This is a genomic window from Xenococcus sp. PCC 7305 (assembly GCF_000332055.1).
In the GTDB taxonomy this organism is placed as follows: Bacteria; Cyanobacteriota; Cyanobacteriia; order Cyanobacteriales; family Xenococcaceae; genus Xenococcus.
In genome coordinates this window covers 68,294-90,227 of sequence record NZ_ALVZ01000224.1, presented here as the reverse complement: position 1 = coordinate 90,227, position 21,934 = coordinate 68,294, and the positions used below count along the sequence as shown (strand labels likewise).

Sequence of the window (21,934 nt, the reverse complement as noted above, 5' to 3'; positions counted from 1 at the left end):
ACTGGAGGTTCAACAACTGGAGGTTCAACAACTGGAGGAGTAGGTGGTGCCGAGCCATCATTCAAAGTAATATATTCAAATTCAGGAGTAGCATCTAAAGTATTAAAGCCGAAGGAATGTTTTTCTCCAGGAGCTAGATCCTCATTCCAATCCAAATCCAGCACATACTCATATTGTCCGTCGATGGGAGTTTCACTAATAATTCGGGCACTCCAAATATCAGTATCTAAGTCTTTAATGGCAAAATCAGATCTAAACTTAATTTCAGCACCGGAGATTTCTGATTCTCCTACATTTTCTACTTCTAGATGCACAGTAGCACCAGAGTTATGAGACCAGGGATCGATTTTGATATCAACCTCAATTTCGCCATCACTTGTCGGCTCTACGGGAGGTTCTACGGGAGGTTCTACGGGAGGCTCTACCGGAGGCTCGACTACTGGTTCTTCTGGAATACTAAAAATAATACTATTAAATTCGGGAATTTCTTCTGCATCCCAAGCAGCATTAAAGGTAATAAAAACAGATTCTTTATTGTCTAAAGCTGCATTATAGTCAAGGGGTTCAACAATATAGCGGTAGGTACCATCAGCGAGAACTTCTTCACTAATTATTTCAGCTCCCAGGATTTCATAGTCTCCATCTTGCTGATTAATCGCATATTCCGATTCCAAGACAGCTTGCCATGAATCGACAGCTTTTCCTTTATTTCTTACCTTTAGAATGCCTGTAAATCCATTTTCCCAAGATCTAGTTTGGAATGTGTATTTTATCTTATTTGTCATGATTTTTGCTTTTGCTTACAAAGAAAACTGTTGAAAGAATATTTTGATGCTTAAAAAATATTTGCTTTTGTTCTCAACTTCATTCCCTTTATAATTTGCTTATAATACATAAGTCTTGGGAGCAAATGCTGAATTATAAAATACTTTTTCTTGCTCTATTAGTGTTTAAAACTAGATGAATCGCGATCAAGGATCTCAATCATGATTGATGATGTTTTAGATCACAAGTGAATCTATACAATCACTGTCTAATTGTGATTTTGATCTCTAATAAACAAGGATCTCAAGATATCAATTACTAAGAAAAAATAAAGAGCAATTAATGTTTTGCAAATAAATTAAGATTTTCTCTAGAAATACTCAATATTTCAAGAGGTATTTGTAATATCTTAACTTTGTGATCGCGCTTCTGAGGAGAAAAAGTTGACAATAGTTTTTGATTGGCAAAAATGCCCGTAACTACACTACAAAATTTTTAAAGGAAAGATGAAAATTCGGGATTTACTAGGTTGTAAATACTTGATTGTGACTCTTGAATATTAAGGAGAGATATAGTTCCCGTAATCATGTGGAGAGCAAAAAAGACGAATTTTTCAATAATTATCTTACAAAGACATTACATGAAGGAAATGATCTATGAAGAAAAATCAGTTTAAGATAAAGATTGTTGTTGTTTCCCTATCAAATTACTCGATTGTGGCATGGTAAGTTTAAATCCTAGTTCGAGCTTTAGTTTAAAAATTCAGATTGAAATTCCCAATCGACCTGGGACTTTAGCCTCAGTTATGAGTGCGATCGCATCTAAAGGGGGAAGTTTAGGCGATATTTCCCTGTTACAGCGAAATCACAAATACACGCAACGAGAACTTACAGTAGATGCTTCTAGTGATGAGAATGCCGAAGCAATTATTCTGGCGCTAGAAAGCCTGCCCAAAGTTAAGGTAATCAGCTATAGTGATCGCACATTTGCCATTCACCAGGGAGGAAAAATCAGTATTGAGAGTAAACTACCCCTCAAATCTCAATCAGATCTGGCTATGGCCTATACTCCTGGGGTGGGCAGAATCTGTCGCGCGATCGCATCTGAGCCCGAACAGGTTTTTGCCTTAACAATCAAGAGTAATACAATCGCAGTTATAACTGATGGTAGTGCAGTATTGGGGCTAGGAAATTTGGGACCCGAAGCGGCATTGCCCGTCATGGAAGGCAAAGCTTTATTATTTAAAGAGTTCGCCGGATTAGATGCTTTTCCCATTTGCCTGGATACCCAGGATACAGAAACTATTATTGAGACCATCAAAAATATTGCGCCAGTTTTCGGGGGGATTAATATTGAGGATATCGCCGCACCTCGTTGTTTTGAAATTGAGAAAAGACTCAAAGAAGAACTAAATATTCCCGTATTTCACGATGATCAACATGGGACGGCGATCGTGGTTTTAGCTGCCTTGTATAATGCTCTAAAACTAGTAGGCAAGGATCTAGAAGAGATTAGGATCGTGATTAATGGTGCCGGGGCAGCAGGGATTGCGGTAGCTCGATTATTAAAAAAAGCAGGAGCCAAAACCATTGCCCTTTGCGACTCCAAAGGGATTATTTCTCAAGAACGCGAAGATCTTAATCCACAAAAAAAAGAATTTGCTACCGCTAAAGCTGGCAATTTGGCTAATGCTTTGGATGGTGCTGATGTTTTCTTGGGGCTGAGTGCACCAGGAGTTGTTAATCCAGAGATGATCTATTCTATGTCCAGAGATGCGATCGTGTTTGCCATGGCCAATCCCATTCCTGAGATTCAGCCAGAGCTGATTTATGATGATGTGGCAGTTATGGCAACAGGACGCAGTGATTATCCCAATCAAATCAATAATGTTTTAGCTTTTCCGGGAATATTCCGTGGTGCTCTCGATTGCCGAGCGACAGAAATTACGATTAATATGTATCTGGAAGCATCCAAGGCGATCGCAGCTTTAGTTGACGACAAGGATTTGGATCGAGAACATATTATTCCTTCGGTCTTCGATCCTAGGGTTTCTAAGGCTGTGGCTAATGCAGTCTCTTCGGTTATCCACCAGCAGTAAACTTTATCAGTTATCAGTTATCAGTTATCAGTAAACAGTTATGAGTCGTTAGAATAATGCTCGATGATACTCCAGATATCCCAGACATTCCAGATATTCCTGAAGCAACCAGGGAAACTATTGCTACCCAAAGTTCTTCACGGTTTCCTTTGCTATGGCTGGGTCTGGGGGGAGTTGTCCTGGCTGCGATCGCAGGGTTGCTGTTTTTTGTAGTTCGCTCTGACAACCCAATAGTTGAGTCTATTTCCGAGGAAGTCGTGACTCCTGAATCTATTCCCGACGAGCCAATAACCTCAGAATCTAATTCAGAAGTGTCAGAACCAGAGGTTGCAGAAGTCGCCCAAGTGGATAATATTTTAGGACATTTGCCCTATGAACAGGTTGCTGAATCAGAATTATCACCGGTCACCGCTGATGGCAGTGTTCGCTTGCATAAAGCAGCCGCCGCTAAATTCCAGCAAATGCAGGCAGCGGCCAGAAATCAGGGCATAATTTTGACTGCTATCTCGGGATTTCGCTCGGTAGAGGATCAAGACTATTTATTTTTTAATATCAAAGAACAAAGAGTCCAGGATGCTACCAAGAGAGCAGAAGTGAGTGCGCCTCCTGGTTATAGCGAACATCATACCGGTTACGCGATCGATATTGGAGATGGCAAGGTTCCTGCGGTTAATGTTAGTCCCAAATTTGCCAATACTGCTGCTTTTCGTTGGTTAGAACAAAATGCGGCTCGTTATAGTTTTGAATTATCTTTTCCCCCCGATAATCCCCAAGGAATTAGTTATGAACCTTGGCATTGGCGGTTTGTTGGCGATCGCACAAGCCTGGAAACTTTTTATAAGGCACGGAAATTGGAATTGAAAATTGACGAGCGACCCTGATGCCCTAAAGGATACACCTTCGGATAAGTTTCACACATCTTTCACTCATCTAAGGAACGGCGCGAGTTTGAAAATTGCAAACAAGACTTAGTAATCTATAGTCTAGTCAAGACTGGTGTTGGGTTTTAGGTGGTAGGTTTTAGGTTGAAAAAAATTATATTTTAAGCCCAGTCAATTTGTAATCAAAAGTTCGCTTAATTGTCCTCGTTGAGAAGCCTTGGAGTTAATACTTCTGCGAGCAAGAACCCTATTTATCTGATAGCTTTGGTACAATTCATCAAAAAAATTATCTTCAGGATTTTTTCCTTTAACATCAGAATTACTTAGCATCCACTTAGATTTCAACAAATCCAGTTGATCGCAAAACTTCTTAAGTCTTATTTGTTCATCATCATTAAACCTAGTCTTGGCATAGGAATTAAAGTTTGATGTGTTGCTTAAGGGTTTATAGGGCGGGTCAAAATAAAAGAAACTATTTTCTGTTGCGTAAATAAGAGTTTTTGCAAAATCACCATGCAATATTTCAACATTCCTTAAAGCTTTACTGACTGCTATTAGATTATTTTTGTCACAAATCAATGGTTTTGTATAACTGCCGATAGGTACATTGAATTCATTCTTTTTATTAACTCGATACAATCCATTAAAGCAGGTTTTATTCAAAAAAATAAACAATGCTGTTTGTTCAATTTCTCGACATATTCTTTGATTAAATAGTGCTCTTTTGGCGTAATAATATTCTTTTTTTAACTTTTGCTTACTAGAAAAAGCATGATATTCTGCTTGCCATTTCTCTAAAATATCAATGAGAACTTTAATATTTGTCTTAATTGTCTGATAAGCATTGGTTAAATCAATATTGATATCATTAATAATGACTTTCTCCAAATTAGGATAGTTATTTAAAACCCAAAATAAGACAGCTCCACTGCCGACAAATGGTTCAACATAAATAAATTGATCATTATTTTTATAATAAAATTCAGAGCCAATAACTGTTAATAATTGCGTTTTGCCTCCAGCCCATTTCAAAAATGGTTTTGCTTGTTGATCCGGCATTTTATAAATATCTTCGTGAAAAGCGAAATGTTGTGAGTACAAAAATTCTGGTCCTGTGGGGACCACAAAGCGGATCTCTTCGAGATCGCAAGCCAACTAAGACATTAGTCTAATAGTTTAATTATACTCATCTCATGTTACTTCACTATTTTATCTAGAGAGAACTGAACACTCAAAAGTCAAAATTAATTATTAAAAATTAACCTCATACAATATAGATAGAAACCTTAAAGAATAGTGATGAAGATATTGTTAATTCATGGACTTAGTAGAACACCCTTATCACTGCTCAGTCTTGAATGGTATTTACAACAAAAAACGGGATGGAAAACTGAACAGTTTAGCTATCTAGCTTTTTCGGAAACTTTTGATCGTATAGTTGTGCGATTACGAATGCGCCTCCAAGAACTGGCCAACCAAGGACCTTATGGGATTATCGCCCATTCTCTCGGCGGCTTATTGACGCGGGCAGCTCTCGGCTCAGATGCTATTGCAAAGCCTCATCACATTGTTATGCTGGGCACCCCAAATCAATTACCTCGTTTGGCAACTCAGGCTTGGCGAATAGCGCCTTTTAGATGGTGGACAGGTCAATGTGGGTTTAACTTAACTGATCCAGCTTTTTTTGCCTCTCTTCCAGGCATTGAATCGACCTACACAATAATAGCAGGGACGGTTGGTCCCAGAGGTATCTGGAGTCCCTTTGGAGATGAACTCAATGATGGGATTGTCTCGCTCAGTGAAACTCGCCTATCAGCTCAGGATCATATAGTCAAACTACCAGTCATGCACAGTTTCATGATGAATAACTCTAGAGTTCAAAAGACAGTACTGAAGGCTTTTAGTGGATTTTAATTTAAGGCCAACATGTTTTGCCGCTAGACTTATTTGTTTCTTCTTGAACCAATCGATCTAGTTCTCGTTGCATCTGTTCACAAACGAGATCGTAGCAATGATTAACATATTTGCGATCGCGAGCTGCCTCTTCCCCAGAGCGCTCGAAGGTGATCTCAGGGCAGACCCGAGTATGCAATGGCACAGGCAAAGGAATATTCGGCAAGGGTCCAAAGGCAACCAGCCAAGGCAAGCCCAAGTAAATCGGAAATACCCCAGGATCGATATCCCCCAACCAGGGCATCCCCAACTTATGTAATTGTTTCAATTGGGGATAAATATCTGCCAGGACAATCAAGGTAGAATGAGCTCCATAGGAAATAAACGGAATAATTGAAGCTTCCTCTTGCAAGGCTAGTTTGATAAATCCTTTATGACCGTGGAAATAGATTTTGTTGCGCATAGAATAGGGTCGAAATACATCTTTTGCTCCACCGGGATAGATTAAAACAGCAGCACCTCGACGTAGTGCCGCCCTGGCCAGCTTAGGATGGGGTTGAATTGTGCCAACTTGGGTTGCCAAGCGAGCCAAACCCGGTAGTACTTGCCAAATTTTGGGTTCCATTAAAGCGTAGGCCAAGCGATCCGTGCCAAATTTTTGGAACAAATCATAAGTCATCATAACGGTATCAGGAGCTGCCAATCCTCCATTATGGGAGCCTATCAGTAGTACTTTGCCTGTTTTGGGAATATTTTCCCAGCCATCGGTTTGCACTCGAAAATAATTTTTATATATCCAGTCAAAAAAAGGTATTAATTTTTCAATTATCTGAGGATCTCGATCATCCAACGACCAACCAGTGAGTGTGTTGGCGCTCGAATAGTAAGCTTTGAGATATAACTCTGCACAAATTATCGCAGATTGGATCATAGAGATTAGAGTGGGGAGTTGTCGATTGTTCATCAAGGGAAGAGCAAGAAAACCTGGCATCTTGATAATATAGCTCCGTGCTATACCTGAACAGAAGCAATGCGCTATGACAGAATTCAAAATATGAGCCACAATCGACTTTTCCGAATCCTTCTCCAATTTAGTAAATATATTAGTTTATTTCTACTTTGCATTACTTTAGCGATCGCCTGTAATAGCAATCAACCCCAGTCAACAAATCCCACCACTGTCGATAATAATCGTATTTCCATTGGGACAACGCTCAAACCAAGAACTCTTGATCCCGCAGATAGCTACGAACTCTCAGGATTAAATATTATTTATAACGTGGGGGAAAGTCTTTATACTTACAAATTAGGCACCACAGAAATTGAACCCTTACTCGCGACGGCTATGCCGACAATTAGCGAGGATGGCAAAACTTATACAATCCCTTTGCGTCAGGGAGTGACCTTTCAAGATGACGCACCCTTCAATGCCGAGGCTATGGCGTTTTCCCTCAATCGTTTTATCAGTAATGGCGGTAAACCTGCTTTTTTACTTTCAGATGTGATCGATAAAGTGACCGCTACGGGAGAATATGAACTCACGATTACTTTAAAACAACCTTTTGCCGCTTTTCCTGCTCTACTAGCTTTTCCTGGTGCCTGTGCGGTATCTCCCCAAGCCTATGAAATTGGCTCGGGAAAATTTAACCCCAACACTTTAATTGGCACAGGAAAATATAAATTGAAAGAGTTCAGTAGCGATTCTATTAGTTTAGATATCAACGAAAATTACTGGGGAGATCAACCGTCCAACGAAGGGATTAACCTCCAAATTTATGCAGGGAATTCAGCAAACTTATTTAATAGTTTTCGTACTCGGGAGATTGATGTTGCTTATCAGTCTCTAGATCCCAATCAAATAACCAATTTACTCGCTGGAGCAGAAAAACAACAATGGCAGGCGATCGAAGGTTCGGGAACAGTTGTTAATTATCTAGTCTTAAATCTTAATCAAGAACCCTTAAATAAACCAGAAGTTCGGCAGGCGATCGCGGCAATAATAGATCGCGGATTAATTAACCAAAGAGTTTTGCAGGGACAGGCTGAACCATTGTATAGTTTGGTCCCCACGACCTTTGATGTTTATCAACCTACGCTACAAACTCTTTATGGTGACGCTAATACTACTAAAGCGAAAGAATTATTAATCCAAGCGGGATATTCAGCTAGCAACCCCGCAATTATTGAAATTTGGCATCCTTCGGGATCAATCACAAGAGGAATTGTCGCTGAGACCTTAAAAGCCTTAGTAGAACAAGAATTAGATGGTTTAATGCAATTTGTGCCTAGTAATGTAGAGTCGGCTTCTTTCTTTAGCAATCTCAGCAAAGGAGTCTATCCTGCGGCGTTAGTAGACTGGTACCCTGATTTTCTCGATGCTGATAACTATATTCAACCTTTTCTTAGTTGTAGTCAAGGATCACAAGCGACAGGTTGCCAAGCAGGAGCTGCTGAGAGTAGAGGTTCTTTTTATTATAGCGATCGCGTTAATCAATTAATTAATCAACAACGTCAAGCAACCGACCCCGAAATCCGTAAAGAAATCTTTGCTCAGTTGCAAAAAACTCTAGCTGAAGATGTTCCTTATATTCCTCTATGGCAAACTAAAGATTATGCTTTTGCCCAAAATAATCTTAATGGCGTCGTTATCAATCCCAGTCAGAATTTCCCTTTCTGGACCATTAATCAGTGATCGCTTAGCAGTTAGCAGTAAAAAAATACGAGAGCCTAACTGCAGCTCTCGCAAATTCTTATCTGTGTTTCTAAAACCCTAGAAACCGAACCCTCTATGCAGTTACAGCTTCTTTAGCTACAGTTAGTTTGTCATAGGTTTCACGCATTTTAAGTCCCACCAAAACTTGGAATAAACCAGTTCCATTATTGGAACCTGGGTAATCTTTATGCTTGAGCAACAACTCAGTCATTTCACCGTAATGCTTAGTTCCGGTTTTACTAAGATGGCTTTCGATGTAAATCATCTCTTCAAGATTGTCAAATTGACCATCTACTTCTAAAACAGAAACTTCATTACCAAAGATATTATCAGGGCCATAGTACATTTTGATACCAGGATAAGCACAAGTTAGCTTACGACCACAGGGTCTCCAATCAATAGTAGAACCTTCATCAAACAGATAAGCAGTCTCGAAGTTTTCGATTCCTTCTTTCTGAACCAAACGAACTCTTAGTAAATCGCTCTCTTTATCATCAGTCAACTGAGTGGGTAGTACTTGAATTACTACATCAGCAAATGCTCTTTGTACTTCGATGTAAGCTGAGAAATCAGGTTTTCTAGCTTCAATAGAAGCCAAAATATCTTCATAGGTATGGCCTCTTTCTGCCATATCTCTTTGAATTTTCCATTGGATTTTCACTTCATCGCTAATATCCAAATAAACACTGAAATCAATTAGCTCGCGAACTCTTGCATCATATAAGGGATGAAGACCTTCAATGACAACTACTTTATTGGGTTCGACTTTTTCTGGGGGATCAAGTTCGCCAGTTTCATGATTATAAATTGGCTTATCAATCGCGTTACCTTCTTTGAGAGCTTTAATTTGCTCATACATCAAGTCAAAATTATTGGCTTTAGGATTTAATGCGGTAACACCTGCTGCTTTTCTTCCCTTGCGGTCTAGACTATGATAGTCATCCAAGCAAATAACAGTCATGAACTCTTCGCCAAATAGGTCAGTTAAGCGACGAAGAAATGTTGATTTACCACACCCGGAGTCTCCCGCAACTCCTATAAGTACCACGCGGTCAAGATCGGCAGACATAGTTTTCCTCTATTACAAAAAATGATTAACCTATTATTTATTAAGTTAGCTCAGGTTGGCAGCATTTAAACAAATCTATCTGCGACCAATCAACTCTGCTTGTGGTATACATAAGGAGAGAATATGAATCAGGACGTTTAGATTATTTAAATTAGTTAAACTCAACTTTGAGCTATTTTTACGTAAGTATTTGATACTGACTATTAACTTTCTTTGACAAATATTACCAGATGCTACCGACCTCTACAAGAGATAGGAGAGGCTTTAATTTCCATTTAATTTCCATTTAGTAGCTCAATTTTAAATATATTTTCTACTGCCCGAGTATAAATGCGTTCCTCCCAGCGAATAGCAGTTAAAAAAGTTGATACCGAAGCAGTTTCAACCACATCGACACCCCATTCCCCTGGTTGTAAGGAAGTGGGAGCATTATTAATGGGTGGGGTGGTTTTTTTCCCTGCTAAAATTAGGATGTTAGGGATCGTTGCCGTTTCAGTTTTCTCCTGTAGACGTTTCTTTTTCAGCGCTTGGGCGCATAGTTCGCCAATCTTTTGTGGGGTAAATTCACTCATAGAGAACCGAATTTCCACATTCCAATGAGGATTATCGATAAAACCAACCTCAATCTGTTCTTTGCTGTTTAGTTCATCAATAAATACTTGGGCAAATTCTTCCCCAGTTAATTCTTCAAATACTTGGTCATATAAATCGAAGTTGTGGGAGAGTAACATTCTCCCTGCCATATATTCACCCACGGTAATCGCCCAATATAAAAAATAATTTTGCTTTCTCTTCACAAGGCAGCTAAAACACAATAATTAAAGATACTAACGGAAAATTAGCTCGAAGGACTCAGCGTTCTGACGGGTTTGCGCTGGCGGCCCTTATTTTAAACTTGACATGAAATCCCTAAAAGAACGATAATCAGAGTTTGTGTAAACTGTAATTTTAATAAACCCTTGGCTAACGTTATCGTTATCGGAGCCCAGTGGGGTGACGAAGGAAAAGGAAAAATAACCGATTTACTAAGTCGCTCGGCGGATGTTGTAGTGCGCTCTCAAGGAGGCGTAAACGCAGGACATACGGTTGTCGTTTCTGGGCAAACGTTCAAACTGCATTTAATTCCTTCGGGTATTTTATACCCAGATACGCAGTGTATCATCGGTTCGGGCACAGTAATCGACCCAGAAGTTCTGATTGAAGAGATGGAGCAACTCAAAGCTCTAGATGTTACGACAGATAATCTTCATATCTCTCAAACTGCCCATGTAACTATGCCATATCATCGTTCGATTGACATGGCATCAGAGGAGAGACGAGGAGACTACAAGATCGGCACCACAGGAAGGGGTATTGGTCCCACCTATGCTGATAAATCAGAAAGAACGGGGATTCGAGTTCTAGATTTGATGGATTCGAAACGCCTCCACGAAAAACTTACTTGGACAATAAACTATAAAAACGTAATTTTAGAAAAACTATATAATTTACCTCCTCTGGATGAGAAGGAAGTGATAGAAGAATATCTGAAATACGCAGATTATTTACGTCCTTATGTCATAGATAGCTCTCTAGAAATATATCAAGCAGTACAAAAGAAAAAAAATATTCTGTTTGAAGGTGCTCAAGGAACATTACTGGATTTAGATCACGGGACATATCCTTATGTCACCTCTTCTAATCCGATCGCTGGTGGAGCTTGTGTCGGTTCAGGAATTGGCCCGACTATTATTGATCGAGTAATTGGGGTTGCTAAAGCCTATACAACTCGGGTGGGAGAAGGACCATTTCCTACAGAATTGTCAGGAGATGTTGGTGAGCAGTTGGGCAATCGCGGAGCTGAATTTGGAACAACCACTGGGCGGAAGCGTCGTTGTGGTTGGTTTGATGCCGTGATTGGTCGTTATGCAGTACGTATTAACGGCCTAGACTGTCTAGCAATTACCAAGCTGGATGTTCTAGATGAACTTGCAGAGATTAAAGTTTGTACTGCCTATGAAATTAATGGGGAAACTTGCAATCATTTTCCCAGCAATGCTAGTGATTTTGCTGATTGTCAACCTGTTTATCAAACTCTTCCAGGATGGCAACAAGATACGACCCATTGTCAGTCTCTAGAGGAACTGCCTCCCCAAGCTTTAAACTATCTTAAGTTTTTAGCCGAGTTGATGGAAGTCCCCATCGCCATTGTTTCTTTAGGCCCTGGTCGTAATCAGACCATTATTGTCGAAGATCCCATTCATGGCCCCAAAAGAGCTTTGCTCGGCGCGGACGGTGTACCAGTAAGCGCTTAAACTATAAAACCCAAAACCTAATTCAATAACCACTGAGTAAAAAAATTATGTCTCTTACTGTTGAATGTAAAACAAGAACGGTCGGTAGTAAATCTAGGGCTTTACGTCGCGAAGGCCTAATTCCTGCTGCTTTATACGGCCACAAAGGAGCAGAATCTATCTCCTTGACGATGAATGCTAAAGAAGCTCAAACTTTACTAAAAAAAGCAGCTGTTAACAACACATTGGTTGATCTAAACATTCCTGATATCCCTTGGAGTGGCAAAGCGATTATTCGTGAAGTTCAAGCTCATCCTTGGAAAAGAACTCTTTATCACCTTAGCTTTTTCTCAGCAGCTGGCGATAAAAAATTAAACTTAGTTGTGCCTATTAAGTTACTAGGAGAAGCTAAAGGCATTAAGCAAGGTGGCATTTTAGAGCAGATCTTTACTGAATTACACATTAGCTGTGCGGCAAATAAGATTCCCGAACATATTGATGTTGATGTTAGTAACTTCGAGATCGGCACCAATCTTACGGTAGGAGATGTCGTGCTGCCTGAAGGTGTTACTGTGCTTGATGATGCGGAACAAACATTATTTTCAATTGTAGCTCCTGCCAAACTTTCTCTTTCCGATGAGGGTGAGACAGAAGAAATGACAACAGAAGAGTAAGCCAAAGTGAAACCCACTACGGGCAAAATTCTCAATTGCCTTCAGAAAATAGGGGGATAGAATAAAATACGTCCCCCTAACTATAGATTAATCAAAAGGCCGAGAGTCAAAAAAGAGTAACCAAGCTAACATAAATAATTCACATCAAGCGTATATTAGTATTAGTATATTTAAATCCTGGATTTTTATTCAATTATATTAAGTGCTACCTCGCAGAATACGTAAAATTGATCTACAAAAAAATTACCCTTGCCCTTCTTGTCGGAAAGGTTCTTTAAATCTTATTTTCTTAACAGAAGCCCTGGGTTGCGATCGCTGCCAGAAAATTTTTGTAGTTAAAGATAACTATCAAATAATCGAACAATTATCTTCTTTTGAACATACAAAAGCTTGGTATTGGAATGGTTCTAGTTGGTCTAATCTTTATAAAGGACTAACCCCAAATACTCTATCTGCTTTATTGATTACAATGGTTTTGTTCCCGATGCTGATGGCAATATTTTTGTCCCTATTGTTGCAGCGAGTTCCTTTGACTAGTATGATGCTAGGCGTAATAGTCTGCTTTGTACTAATGATATTCGTGGGATTAATGCTTTGGATAGCCTATCGACATAGAACATAAAAAGATGGATAGTTCTTCAAACTTGATATTAACTGCTCTCCAACAAACAAGAGGAGCTGCTCATCAGTTGGCTATGGCTTCTGGTTCAACCCGCAGAAGGGTTATCATGCTACTAGCACAGATGCTAGAAACTAGTTTTGATCAAGTATTGGAAGCCAACACTTTAGATCTTGAGATTAGTCGCGAAATGGCAGTTTCCGAATTGGTAGTGGAATGGCTAAAGCTAACACCCGAACGCTTGGAAGCAACAGTTGGGTTGTTAAAGCAACTAACTCAGTCGGCAGATCCCACGAAAAAACTTATCAAAGCAACTTATCAGTTAGAACCCTGTCAAACCTATAGTCAATTAAGACCATTGGGGACGATCGCCTTAGTTTATGAGGCTTTTCCCGAGTTGGCGTTAATCGCAGCAGGAATGTGTATTGCCACAGGAAATGGTCTGATACTGAGAGGCAGTAGCACTGCTGCTAATTCCAATCAGGCTACAACTAACATAATTCATCATGCCTTAGCTGAGCTCGATTTACCTCCTGATTGTATCAATAATATTTCCCCTGATGGCGAATCTTCGATTCAAGAATTAGTGACACAAGACCGTTATTTAGATTTGATTATTCCCTATGGTCGTCCCAGCCTAGTTCGCAAGGTCACAGAACAAGCTACCGCTCCAGTATTGCGGACTGCTATTGGTAATTGTTATCTCTATTGGTCATCGACAGCTGATTTGGAGCTAGTGCGCCAGATGATTATTGATAGCCATCGAGGAGAACCAGATGCTGTCAATGCGATCGAAAAAGTTTTAGTTCATAAGAATGTTAAGTCTTCATTATTAACATCTCTTTTCAGTAGTCTTCAGGAGCAAAATTTTCAACTACGAGGAGAAGCACAATTGGTTGAAGATTTTCCTGAATATTTACAACCTATGAAATCTGCTGAGTGGCGACAGTTTTATCTGAAGCGAGTAGTTGCTTTTAAATATATAGATACTTTGCCAAATGCAATCTCTTGGATTAATCGCTACAGCAGTGGTCATGCAAATTGTTTGGCCACCGAATCTTATGAGGAAAGTCGTAAGTTTGCGCAAAATATCGACGGTGCTCTAATTTACGTTAATACTTCTCCCCGTTTTTGTCGTAATCCTAATTGTGGTGAAGGAGTTTTCTTAGGCATGTCCAACCAAAAGGGATATCGTCAAGGATTAATTGGTTTAGAGACTTTTACGACAGTAAAACAAATTGTTCAAGGCTGATTTCAAATTATTACACTAATAATCGACTTTATTTCTTGGCCATAATAAAGGCAAGAAAGCCCCTAAAATCATTCCAATGCCTGCACAAATAGCGAGTAATACCCCCACCGGAATTTGGATTGATTGCCAAAAAACGAATTTAACTGACACTAATTGAATGTTCTGGATCGAAAAAATCGCGATCGCACTTACCCAGATAGCCGAGATCAAAGAACTAACGAAATTAGCAAATACCCTCATGACTTGTTACTTATTACTTGTTACTTATTACTTGTTACTTATTACTTATTACTTATTACTCAATCTCTACTGTACTCCGATCGCTCTTCCTCCAGAACCAAAAACAATAGGAGCTTCTGTTTTATGAGGTTCCCAGCCCACCTGAAAATTTTGGCCCCAAGCTTGTTCCCTCGCCGCTCGGAAGGAAGAAAAACTGTCAGGACGAACGATAAAAGCCAAATAATCCTTCTGGGGATCTAACTCGGCCAATACCTGATTGAATTTGGAATCAGCAAGATTAAATTCTTCGGGATTTTCCCCTAATTTATTAGGAATCGGGTCGTAACGCATTGTGAAACTTCGGGCGTCTACCATTGTTACATCATAAAATTCCGTCTGCGTGCGAAAATTGATGAGACGATTGGCTCGGTTTTGCACACAAGACTTATAGAATTGCATTCCTGACAAATATGATGCGCTCTCTGTGTCGAGATCAAAATCGGGTTTGTTACAAGAAGGTAAATTTCCCACCACCGTATCCATTGCTTCTCCCACCTGCTGATCATTCAGGTAAGTAACTTTATTCTCGCGAATTTCAAAAAAGCGAGCTGTCTTTTTAGTTTCTGAAGCTAAAGGAGTTTTGACAATAGAGTCAGCTTCTACAGCAATGAGAGTTACAAAGAGGCTAATAAACATTAACACCCCAACTGTATTAGTCAAAATATCCAGAAAAGAATCTAAATTTTGGCCGGGCTTGGAATTATGACGTCTTCTTCTAGTTCTCATGATTCTTCATCTCAAACATTAAAAATTAATTATCAAATTACTCAGGAACTTTTAGTTGCCAATTCGCATCAATGGGTTCATACCCAATATCAATTTTTGCCCCTTCTACAAGGTTTCTTACCAGATTGAACGTATCAATACCATTAGATCTGACAGCAACAATCAGATATTCGCGATCGCGATTCTCCTGAACTTGAGCAATCAGTTTAGTCATGGCGGAATTGGGATTATTTAACTGCGACTGAGGGACGAATTCTTCTCCAGGATAAAGGACAACCCCATCAGCTTTGCATTCAATATATCGGGGATTTTTACTTTTATTAACTCCATTTTCTCCTTCAGTTGTAGCAACAATCGTTACTTCTTGTTTATTTAAAGCTTGCGTTGTCAAGACAATAATTAAAAGAATTAGAGTACCAATAGTACAAGCCAATATAGAAAGAAAGGGAAATAACTCGACTTCTGTTGTTTGTCGAGAAACACTACGCCTACGCATCAGTTTACTTCTTTAAATAATTTTTATGGGTCAAATAAACGAACTATCTACTCATCACATTCATGAGTTGCCATTTCTACTTCCCTGAATCTGTTCTTTCTCCAATAGAGCAAGTCGCTGTTGAATGCCTTCTAGAACTTTTGTTAACTCTGAAGGACTATCTGAGGTAAGCAAACTGTTATTTGTTCCTGATGGTGATTTTTGAGAACTGACAATTTTACTCGCAGTTTTATCTAAAGACACAATATTTTTTTCGAAAGCTTGGGCAGCTTTTTCCAGCTTTTCAGTTATTGCTTTGGCCTGAGCATTAAGGCCATTAGACATCGCATAATTTTTATTTTTAATCTCCTCGACAACTGTTTTTATTTGTGTAATTGCCTGTTGGTTTACCTGTTGCTGTTGAGCGAAAAACGTCATGAATTCTTGACGATCTTTATTTGCCAGGGCTCTCACTTCGTCCACTTGGGAGATGACTTGCGAACTCACATCTTGCACTTTGCCAATTTCTTTTAAAAATCCTTCCGCTAAAGAATTCGCTGCTCTTTCAGCATAGGAATGAGCTGGCGCGATTAATTTTTCAGGATTGGGAAAATGTTGGTTAATAGCTTCACCCACCATATGAGAAATCATCTCTTCGTTAACATTTTGATTCTTTTCTCTTAATCTGGGCAGCAGCTTATCGTTGATAAAAATATCAATACCCAGTAATAAACGAGATTCGTAACGTTCGATTAATACAAGAGGAATCATCACTAAAACACTAAGCAATAAAGCCAAAAGAGTAGTGTCAAATGCCACAGCCAAGCCACCTGTAACGGTCCCAATTCCCTCTTTAATTTGTTCAACATCCCCCGCATCTTGAAGAAATCCAGAAAAACCATTAACAGCTTTACTAATACCAACTACTGTTCCAATAAAACCTAATAAAGGAATTGCCCAAACTAAAATTCTTGGCACTGAATAAGACGATTCGGACGCGCTTTGATAAAAAGATGAGTCATCAAGGGCAAATTCCGTAGCTTTATTGCGATCGCCAGATTTGATATAAGAGTCCAACACACGACTACAACGAGTTGCAATCAAACTGCCATCAGCTGCCAATCTCTCTTGAAGATTGAGGACTTCTGGCGCCCCAGGATTTTCTAAGGGAATATGTTCAGCAATCCAAAGTTTAGTTAGGGAGCGATATTCCGGCTTCAATTTCAGAAATTTTAAGACCGTTGTGGCGACTACCATTGCCGCGAGAATCATAACAATGATTTGCGTAAATCCTCGCTCATATAATAAAGTCCCAATAGTTGATTCGCGAAAAGGGATTAAAATGCCATAAGCTATTGCCACTATCACAGCTGCGATCGCCGAAACTAGGAAAAAACCCACTTCTAGCTCTTGGCGTTTCGAGCTACGATGACGGGGTTGGCCTTGAAATTTATGAACTTTTTTAGTAAATTTTTGCATTTTTATGAAATTTAAGGGGACTAAGAGATTGCTTTTTCTATTGTTTTTTATTACCTCAATCTTTCCAGGCATTACTCTTTAATGAAAGCCTAGACTCATAGTGTTTGATTCTTTTTTTTTATAACCTATAGTTTAAAATTTTCAATTAAGGCTTATGCAAAGTATAGTACGAAGATTTTGTTATGTAAATTTATCGATACAATCTTCAAGTAAATATTATAAAGACCCAAAACTTGATGAAGCCTTTATAAAAACATCGGTATTTTAAACAGCTATTGGTTCTGAGCTCTAAGCTCAATAGCCTGGGTTTTGCGATCGCTTTAAGTTGGTCAAGGATAATTATGACAAAACTTGGCAAAATTAAGGGAAATGTTGGAAACAAGTTGTCCAGATTGGATCTTCAGCAAATCCCAAAAAACGATAACCCCAACGATGATAGACGCCCTAAAGTTATAAAATGCTTTATAACTCTAGCATTCTTCAATATTATGGACGGTGACATGATGGGCAATAAATTGCTGAAATTAGGATTAACTCTGATGCTATTTTTAGTTGTCAGTATCGGGACTCTAGGAATCGCAAAACCAGCTATTGCCCAGGATAATTCGGTAAATTACACTTATAGTGAACTGAGAAATGAAGATTTATCCCATCGGGATTTCTCGGGGGGAGTATTTGCTGCGGCGGATGTTCGGGGAAGTAATTTTGAAGGTTCTGATTTAAGCAATTCTATCTTGACCAAGGCAATTTTTACTGATACAAATCTGTCAGGAGTCGATTTAACTAACTCTTTTATGGATAGGGTTGATTTGAGTAACTCAAATTTGTCTAATGCGATTTTGCAGGATATAATCGCTACTAGTACCAACTTCTACAATACAGATATTACCGGGGCTGATTTTTCTGGAGCAATTATTGATCGCTATCAAACCTATGTTCTTTGCCAAAGAGCCGCAGGAGTGAATCCCGTGACGGGAGTGTCCACAAGATACAGTCTTGGATGCCAATAAGATCTAAGATTGACGTTAAAATATCCCAGGGCTGTTTTGTCCCCAGAAAAACTCTAAAATAATGGGTAATTAGGGAGATTGGAAATTAGGGAGATGGGGCATTAGGGAGATAGGGCATTAGGGAAAATCAAATGCAAAAAAATAGACCAAATAAATACAATACTTTTGCGTGAGAATAGAAAATACTTATGACAACGACGTTTTTTTGTGAATATAAACCTGGTTTAGAAGGGATTCCTGCGACAAAATCTAGCATTTCTCATGTAGATGGTAATCGCGGCATCCTGGAATATCGCGGTATTAGAATAGAAGAGCTTACTGCTAAGGGGTCTTTTTTAGAAACTGCATACCTATTGATTTGGGGGAGATTACCTAATCAAGAAGAACTAAAAGGATTTCAAAAAGAGATTTTATATCATCGTCGGATTAAATATCGGATTCGAGATATGATGAAATGCTTTCCCGAGACTGGACATCCTATGGATGCTTTGCAAACCTCCGCTGCAGCTTTGGGATTATTTTATTCTCGTCGTGCTCTTGATGACCCGGCATATATTAGAAAGGCAGTAGTTCGGATTCTGGCTAAAATTCCCACAATGGTTGCCGCATTTAATCAAATGAGGAAAGGGAATGATCCGATTCAACCTAATGATGAACTTGATTACGCGTCCAATTTCCTTTATATGCTGACCGAACGAGTTCCTGATCCTTTGGCTGCAAGGATTTTTGATGTATGTCTAACTTTGCATGCCGAGCATACGATTAATGCTTCTACTTTCTCTGCCATGGTAACAGCTTCTACCTTAACCGATCCCTATGCGGTGATTGCTTCTGCGGTTGGTACTCTAGCGGGGCCGCTTCATGGAGGAGCAAATGAAGAAGTGTTGGTGATGTTAGAAGAAATTGGTGCAGTGGAAAATGTTCGTTCCTATGTAGAAGAGAGGATCGCAAATAAGCAAAAGATTATGGGTTTTGGCCATCGTGTGTACAAGGTCAAAGATCCTCGGGCAACTACCTTGCAAGAACTAGCCGAAGAATTATTTAAAGACACTGAGAGCGATCGCTACTATGAAATTGCTTTAGAACTAGAAAAAGTAGTAGAAGGTGAATTGGGAGCCAAAGGAATTTATCCTAATGTGGACTTCTATTCTGGGTTAGTGTATCGCAAGCTAGGTATTCCCAGCGATTTATTTACTCCTATTTTTGCTATCTCCCGGGTCGCTGGTTGGTTGGCCCATTGGAAAGAACAAATAGGAGTAAACCGTATTTTTCGTCCAACTCAAGTTTACACAGGAGAACATAATGCTCTTTATGTTCCCATGGAGGAAAGATAATAAATAAAGCTTTTTAGGTTTTAATTAATTAAAATGTAAATTTTTAATGGCTACAATATAAAAATTGCTTGGGTTCAGAAGTTTAAGGATAGCTTCTGAACTTTTTTCGGTTATGGTCGTAAATATATTATAAATCGACTAAATACTCAAGATTCTTATTATCTCTTCCGAAACACAAAAAATATTTAAATATTTTTATATTAGTTGGAAAACTTAAAACAAGACAGTTTAAAAAATGGAGGAAGTCAATAAGATAATAACTTTCTTGGAGAATTTATAATCTAAAAAGAAAATATTATGACTAATAACCTTATTGATAATAATCCGTTTGACTCAGAAAATTTTGTAGTTCGCTCCATCGATGGGATAGGGAATAATCTACAACATTTTGATTATGGTTCTGCGGGAACTCCCCTTTTAGATATTGCAAATACCGACTATAGCAATGGTTATTCTACTCCATCAGGTGGCGATCGCCCCAATCCTCGCACTATTAGTAATGCGGTTGCCTTACAAGTAGGTGATGTCGCGAGCGATCGCAACTTGAGCAACTTTATTTGGGCTTTTGGCCAATTTGTCGATCATGACTTGGACTTAGTCCCAGAGGGCTCCAACGAAGAACTAGAAGCCGCAGGAATTGCTGTCAATATTCCCGTCTCCCCAGGAGATCCTTGGCTCGATCCTCAAGAAACCGGAACCGTCATCATACCCATAACAGATTCGGCATTTATTCCCGGTACGGGAACTTCTCCCGACAACTATCGCCTTTTGCCTAACAATATTACTTCTTGGATTGATGGCTCTAATATTTATGGTTCGGATACTCACAGAGCTAATTTTTTAAGAACCTTTGAGAACGGAGAGCTTAAAGTAAGCGAAGGTGATTTATTACCCTTCAATGACGGTTCGATTGACAATGATGACCCTAGAGGTGGCGATCCCACAAGTTTATTTGTCGCTGGGGATATCCGTTCTAATGAAAACTCTGTTCTTGTTGCGATGCATACTCTGTTTGTGAGAGAGCATAATCGCTTAGCAGAGCTTTTAGATGATGCTCATCCCGACTGGAATGACGAACAAATCTACCAAAGAGCGCGCAGCATTAATATTGCCCAATACCAGTCTGTTATTTACAACGAATACTTACCATCTTTACTGGGAGAAGATGCCGTTCCTGACTATAGCGGCTATGACTCTAGCATCAATCCTAATATTAGTCGGACTTTTGCCTCTGCTGCTTTTCGTTTTGGACATAGTCAACTTAGTACAGTAATTCCTCGCTTGGATACCCAAGGAGAGGTTATCGAAGCAGGTAATCTTACCCTCTCAGAAGTCTTTTTCCGTTCTGCAGATGTTGTTCAAGAAGCAGGAATCGATCCTATTCTTCGTGGTGTGGCCTCTTCTGTGAGTCAGAACGTGGATACTCAAATCATTGACGATGTCCGTAATTTACTATTCCGTTTTGGCCCCGATGCGATCGGGAGAGATTTATTTGCCATTAATTTGCAAAGAGGTAGACTACATGGTCTCGCTGACTATAATACGATTCGGGAGGCTTTTGGGCTGGAGCCAGTTCATAGTTTTGATGAGATTACCTCCAATGAAGAACTGCAACATCAATTAGAATCTCTCTATACAGATATTGATAATATCGATGCTTTTGTCGGATTATTGGCCGAGGATCATCTTCCTGGTTCGTCAGTGGGAGAAACTATACAGACTGTATTATTACAACAGTTTATTGCTTTGCGAGAAGGCGATCGCTTTTACTATGAAAATCAGTTTTCTGCTACGGAAATAACCGAGATTGAGGAGACTAGTCTTTCAGATATCATTCTCAGGAATACTGACACAACAGTTATTCAAGATAATGTCTTCTTTTTGCCTGAAGAATCTGCCCCTGATTTTGATACTGATATTTTCCGTTTTCGCCAAACTGTTGATGGTCAATCCTCTTATTTATATGTAGGAAACACCGAATCCGAGAATCTCCGCGAGAATTATGCCGATACTTTTGTCGAAGAAGGTTATGCTTTCAAGGTATCTGACGAACCCCATGAGGATTTGATTGATTTATATCGTTTCCGTAGCGATCGCGGAATCTATCTTTATGTAGGCGAAGCCGAGCGTCATAGCATTAATGATGATCCCAATTTGGCAAATGTCTTTACCTATGAAGGTTGGGCTTTCTCTGTCTATGGTGTTGGAGCAGGAGCCGGGACAGAATTTTACCGTTTCCGCGATCTCAATAGTCCTAATAATTATCTTTATGCCACAGGCACAGAGGCGGAGGTCATTCGGACTGAATATGCTAATACTTATCTTGAAGAAGGAGTCGCCTTTGAAGCTCTAATTTAACTTTCATTGTTGAACGGATAACAACTACAAGCTACC

At 39.4% G+C, this 21,934-nt stretch carries 20 protein-coding genes; 11 read left to right on the top strand and 9 right to left on the bottom strand.

Going from position 1 to position 21,934, the window contains the following annotated elements; genetic code table 11:
- The coding region (locus XEN7305_RS21725) for a cellulose binding domain-containing protein (protein ID WP_006511676.1) at nucleotides 1-785 on the bottom strand (785 nt) is incomplete at its 3' end.
- A 701-nt stretch (nucleotides 786-1,486) separates the two neighbouring features.
- Here XEN7305_RS21725 and XEN7305_RS21720 point away from each other — a divergent pair.
- Both XEN7305_RS21720 and XEN7305_RS21715 read left to right on the top strand, forming a co-directional pair.
- Nucleotides 1,487-2,863: an NAD-dependent malic enzyme gene (locus XEN7305_RS21720; RefSeq protein WP_006511675.1), complete on the top strand. Its 1,377-nt coding sequence runs from the start codon at nucleotides 1,487-1,489 to the stop codon at nucleotides 2,861-2,863.
- A 56-nt stretch (nucleotides 2,864-2,919) separates the two neighbouring features.
- Nucleotides 2,920-3,744 (top strand): D-alanyl-D-alanine carboxypeptidase family protein, encoded by an 825-nt coding sequence (locus tag XEN7305_RS21715; protein ID WP_006511674.1) that lies wholly within the window; start codon nucleotides 2,920-2,922, stop codon nucleotides 3,742-3,744.
- A 171-nt stretch (nucleotides 3,745-3,915) separates the two neighbouring features.
- Here the strand turns inward: XEN7305_RS21715 and XEN7305_RS21710 are convergent, their stop codons facing one another.
- Entirely contained in the window at nucleotides 3,916-4,803 is an 888-nt protein-coding gene (locus XEN7305_RS21710) for a DNA adenine methylase (protein WP_040899059.1), read from the bottom strand.
- A 240-nt stretch (nucleotides 4,804-5,043) separates the two neighbouring features.
- Here XEN7305_RS21710 and XEN7305_RS21705 point away from each other — a divergent pair, with 240 nt between their 5' ends.
- On the top strand, nucleotides 5,044-5,658 hold the full coding sequence (locus XEN7305_RS21705) for a triacylglycerol lipase (protein ID WP_006511672.1): 615 nt from the start codon (nucleotides 5,044-5,046) through the stop codon (nucleotides 5,656-5,658).
- Nucleotide 5,659: 1 nt separating this feature from the next.
- Here XEN7305_RS21705 and XEN7305_RS21700 read toward each other — a convergent pair whose 3' ends face one another.
- On the bottom strand, nucleotides 5,660-6,601 hold the full coding sequence (locus XEN7305_RS21700) for a 1-acyl-sn-glycerol-3-phosphate acyltransferase (protein WP_006511671.1): 942 nt from the start codon (nucleotides 6,599-6,601) through the stop codon (nucleotides 5,660-5,662).
- Nucleotides 6,602-6,691: 90 nt separating this feature from the next.
- On the opposite strand from XEN7305_RS21700, the gene XEN7305_RS21695 reads away from it, so the two are divergent.
- Nucleotides 6,692-8,329 carry an ABC transporter substrate-binding protein gene (locus XEN7305_RS21695; RefSeq protein ID WP_040899054.1) on the top strand — a complete coding sequence of 546 codons (1,638 nt, stop codon included), beginning with the start codon at nucleotides 6,692-6,694 and terminating at the stop codon, nucleotides 8,327-8,329.
- A gap of 94 nt (nucleotides 8,330-8,423) precedes the next feature.
- On the opposite strand, the gene XEN7305_RS21690 is transcribed toward XEN7305_RS21695, so the two are convergent.
- Both XEN7305_RS21690 and XEN7305_RS21685 read right to left on the bottom strand, forming a co-directional pair.
- Nucleotides 8,424-9,419, bottom strand: a complete 996-nt coding sequence (locus XEN7305_RS21690) for a phosphoribulokinase (RefSeq protein WP_006511669.1) — start codon at nucleotides 9,417-9,419, stop codon at nucleotides 8,424-8,426.
- A 275-nt stretch (nucleotides 9,420-9,694) separates the two neighbouring features.
- Entirely contained in the window at nucleotides 9,695-10,216 is a 522-nt protein-coding gene (locus tag XEN7305_RS21685; RefSeq protein WP_006511668.1) for a DUF2656 domain-containing protein, read from the bottom strand.
- A 162-nt stretch (nucleotides 10,217-10,378) separates the two neighbouring features.
- On the opposite strand from XEN7305_RS21685, the gene XEN7305_RS21680 reads away from it, so the two are divergent.
- The 4 genes from XEN7305_RS21680 to XEN7305_RS21665 all read left to right on the top strand — a co-directional run bounded on the left by XEN7305_RS21680 (nucleotide 10,379) and on the right by XEN7305_RS21665 (nucleotide 14,237).
- Complete coding sequence (locus XEN7305_RS21680; protein WP_006511667.1) at nucleotides 10,379-11,713, top strand: adenylosuccinate synthase; 1,335 nt, start codon at nucleotides 10,379-10,381, stop codon at nucleotides 11,711-11,713.
- Nucleotides 11,714-11,760: 47 nt separating this feature from the next.
- Complete coding sequence (locus XEN7305_RS21675; RefSeq protein ID WP_006511666.1) at nucleotides 11,761-12,366, top strand: 50S ribosomal protein L25/general stress protein Ctc; 606 nt, start codon at nucleotides 11,761-11,763, stop codon at nucleotides 12,364-12,366.
- Between the two features lie 202 nt (nucleotides 12,367-12,568).
- Nucleotides 12,569-12,988, top strand: a complete 420-nt coding sequence (locus tag XEN7305_RS21670) for a hypothetical protein (RefSeq protein WP_006511665.1) — start codon at nucleotides 12,569-12,571, stop codon at nucleotides 12,986-12,988.
- A gap of 4 nt (nucleotides 12,989-12,992) precedes the next feature.
- On the top strand, nucleotides 12,993-14,237 hold the full coding sequence (locus tag XEN7305_RS21665) for a glutamate-5-semialdehyde dehydrogenase (RefSeq protein ID WP_006511664.1): 1,245 nt from the start codon (nucleotides 12,993-12,995) through the stop codon (nucleotides 14,235-14,237).
- A gap of 15 nt (nucleotides 14,238-14,252) precedes the next feature.
- Here XEN7305_RS21665 and XEN7305_RS21660 read toward each other — a convergent pair whose 3' ends face one another.
- The 4 genes from XEN7305_RS21660 to XEN7305_RS21645 all read right to left on the bottom strand — a co-directional run bounded on the left by XEN7305_RS21660 (nucleotide 14,253) and on the right by XEN7305_RS21645 (nucleotide 17,196).
- On the bottom strand, nucleotides 14,253-14,477 hold the full coding sequence (locus XEN7305_RS21660) for a LapA family protein (protein WP_006511663.1): 225 nt from the start codon (nucleotides 14,475-14,477) through the stop codon (nucleotides 14,253-14,255).
- Between the two features lie 66 nt (nucleotides 14,478-14,543).
- Nucleotides 14,544-15,242 (bottom strand): hypothetical protein, encoded by a 699-nt coding sequence (locus tag XEN7305_RS21655; RefSeq protein ID WP_006511662.1) that lies wholly within the window; start codon nucleotides 15,240-15,242, stop codon nucleotides 14,544-14,546.
- 37 nt (nucleotides 15,243-15,279) lie between these two features.
- Nucleotides 15,280-15,738, bottom strand: a complete 459-nt coding sequence (locus XEN7305_RS21650) for a hypothetical protein (RefSeq protein WP_006511661.1) — start codon at nucleotides 15,736-15,738, stop codon at nucleotides 15,280-15,282.
- Nucleotides 15,739-15,798: 60 nt separating this feature from the next.
- On the bottom strand, nucleotides 15,799-17,196 hold the full coding sequence (locus XEN7305_RS21645; protein WP_040899052.1) for a MotA/TolQ/ExbB proton channel family protein: 1,398 nt from the start codon (nucleotides 17,194-17,196) through the stop codon (nucleotides 15,799-15,801).
- Between the two features lie 341 nt (nucleotides 17,197-17,537).
- On the opposite strand from XEN7305_RS21645, the gene XEN7305_RS21640 reads away from it, so the two are divergent.
- From XEN7305_RS21640 to XEN7305_RS21630, 3 genes are all read left to right on the top strand, one after another.
- The gene (locus XEN7305_RS21640) at nucleotides 17,538-18,206 is read left to right on the top strand and encodes a pentapeptide repeat-containing protein (protein ID WP_006511659.1); all 669 of its coding nucleotides are present in this window, start codon (nucleotides 17,538-17,540) and stop codon (nucleotides 18,204-18,206) included.
- Between the two features lie 188 nt (nucleotides 18,207-18,394).
- Nucleotides 18,395-19,540: a citrate synthase gene (locus XEN7305_RS21635; RefSeq protein ID WP_006511658.1), complete on the top strand. Its 1,146-nt coding sequence runs from the start codon at nucleotides 18,395-18,397 to the stop codon at nucleotides 19,538-19,540.
- A 297-nt stretch (nucleotides 19,541-19,837) separates the two neighbouring features.
- Complete coding sequence (locus XEN7305_RS21630; RefSeq protein WP_006511657.1) at nucleotides 19,838-21,898, top strand: peroxidase family protein; 2,061 nt, start codon at nucleotides 19,838-19,840, stop codon at nucleotides 21,896-21,898.
- Nucleotides 21,899-21,934 lie beyond the last annotated feature (36 nt).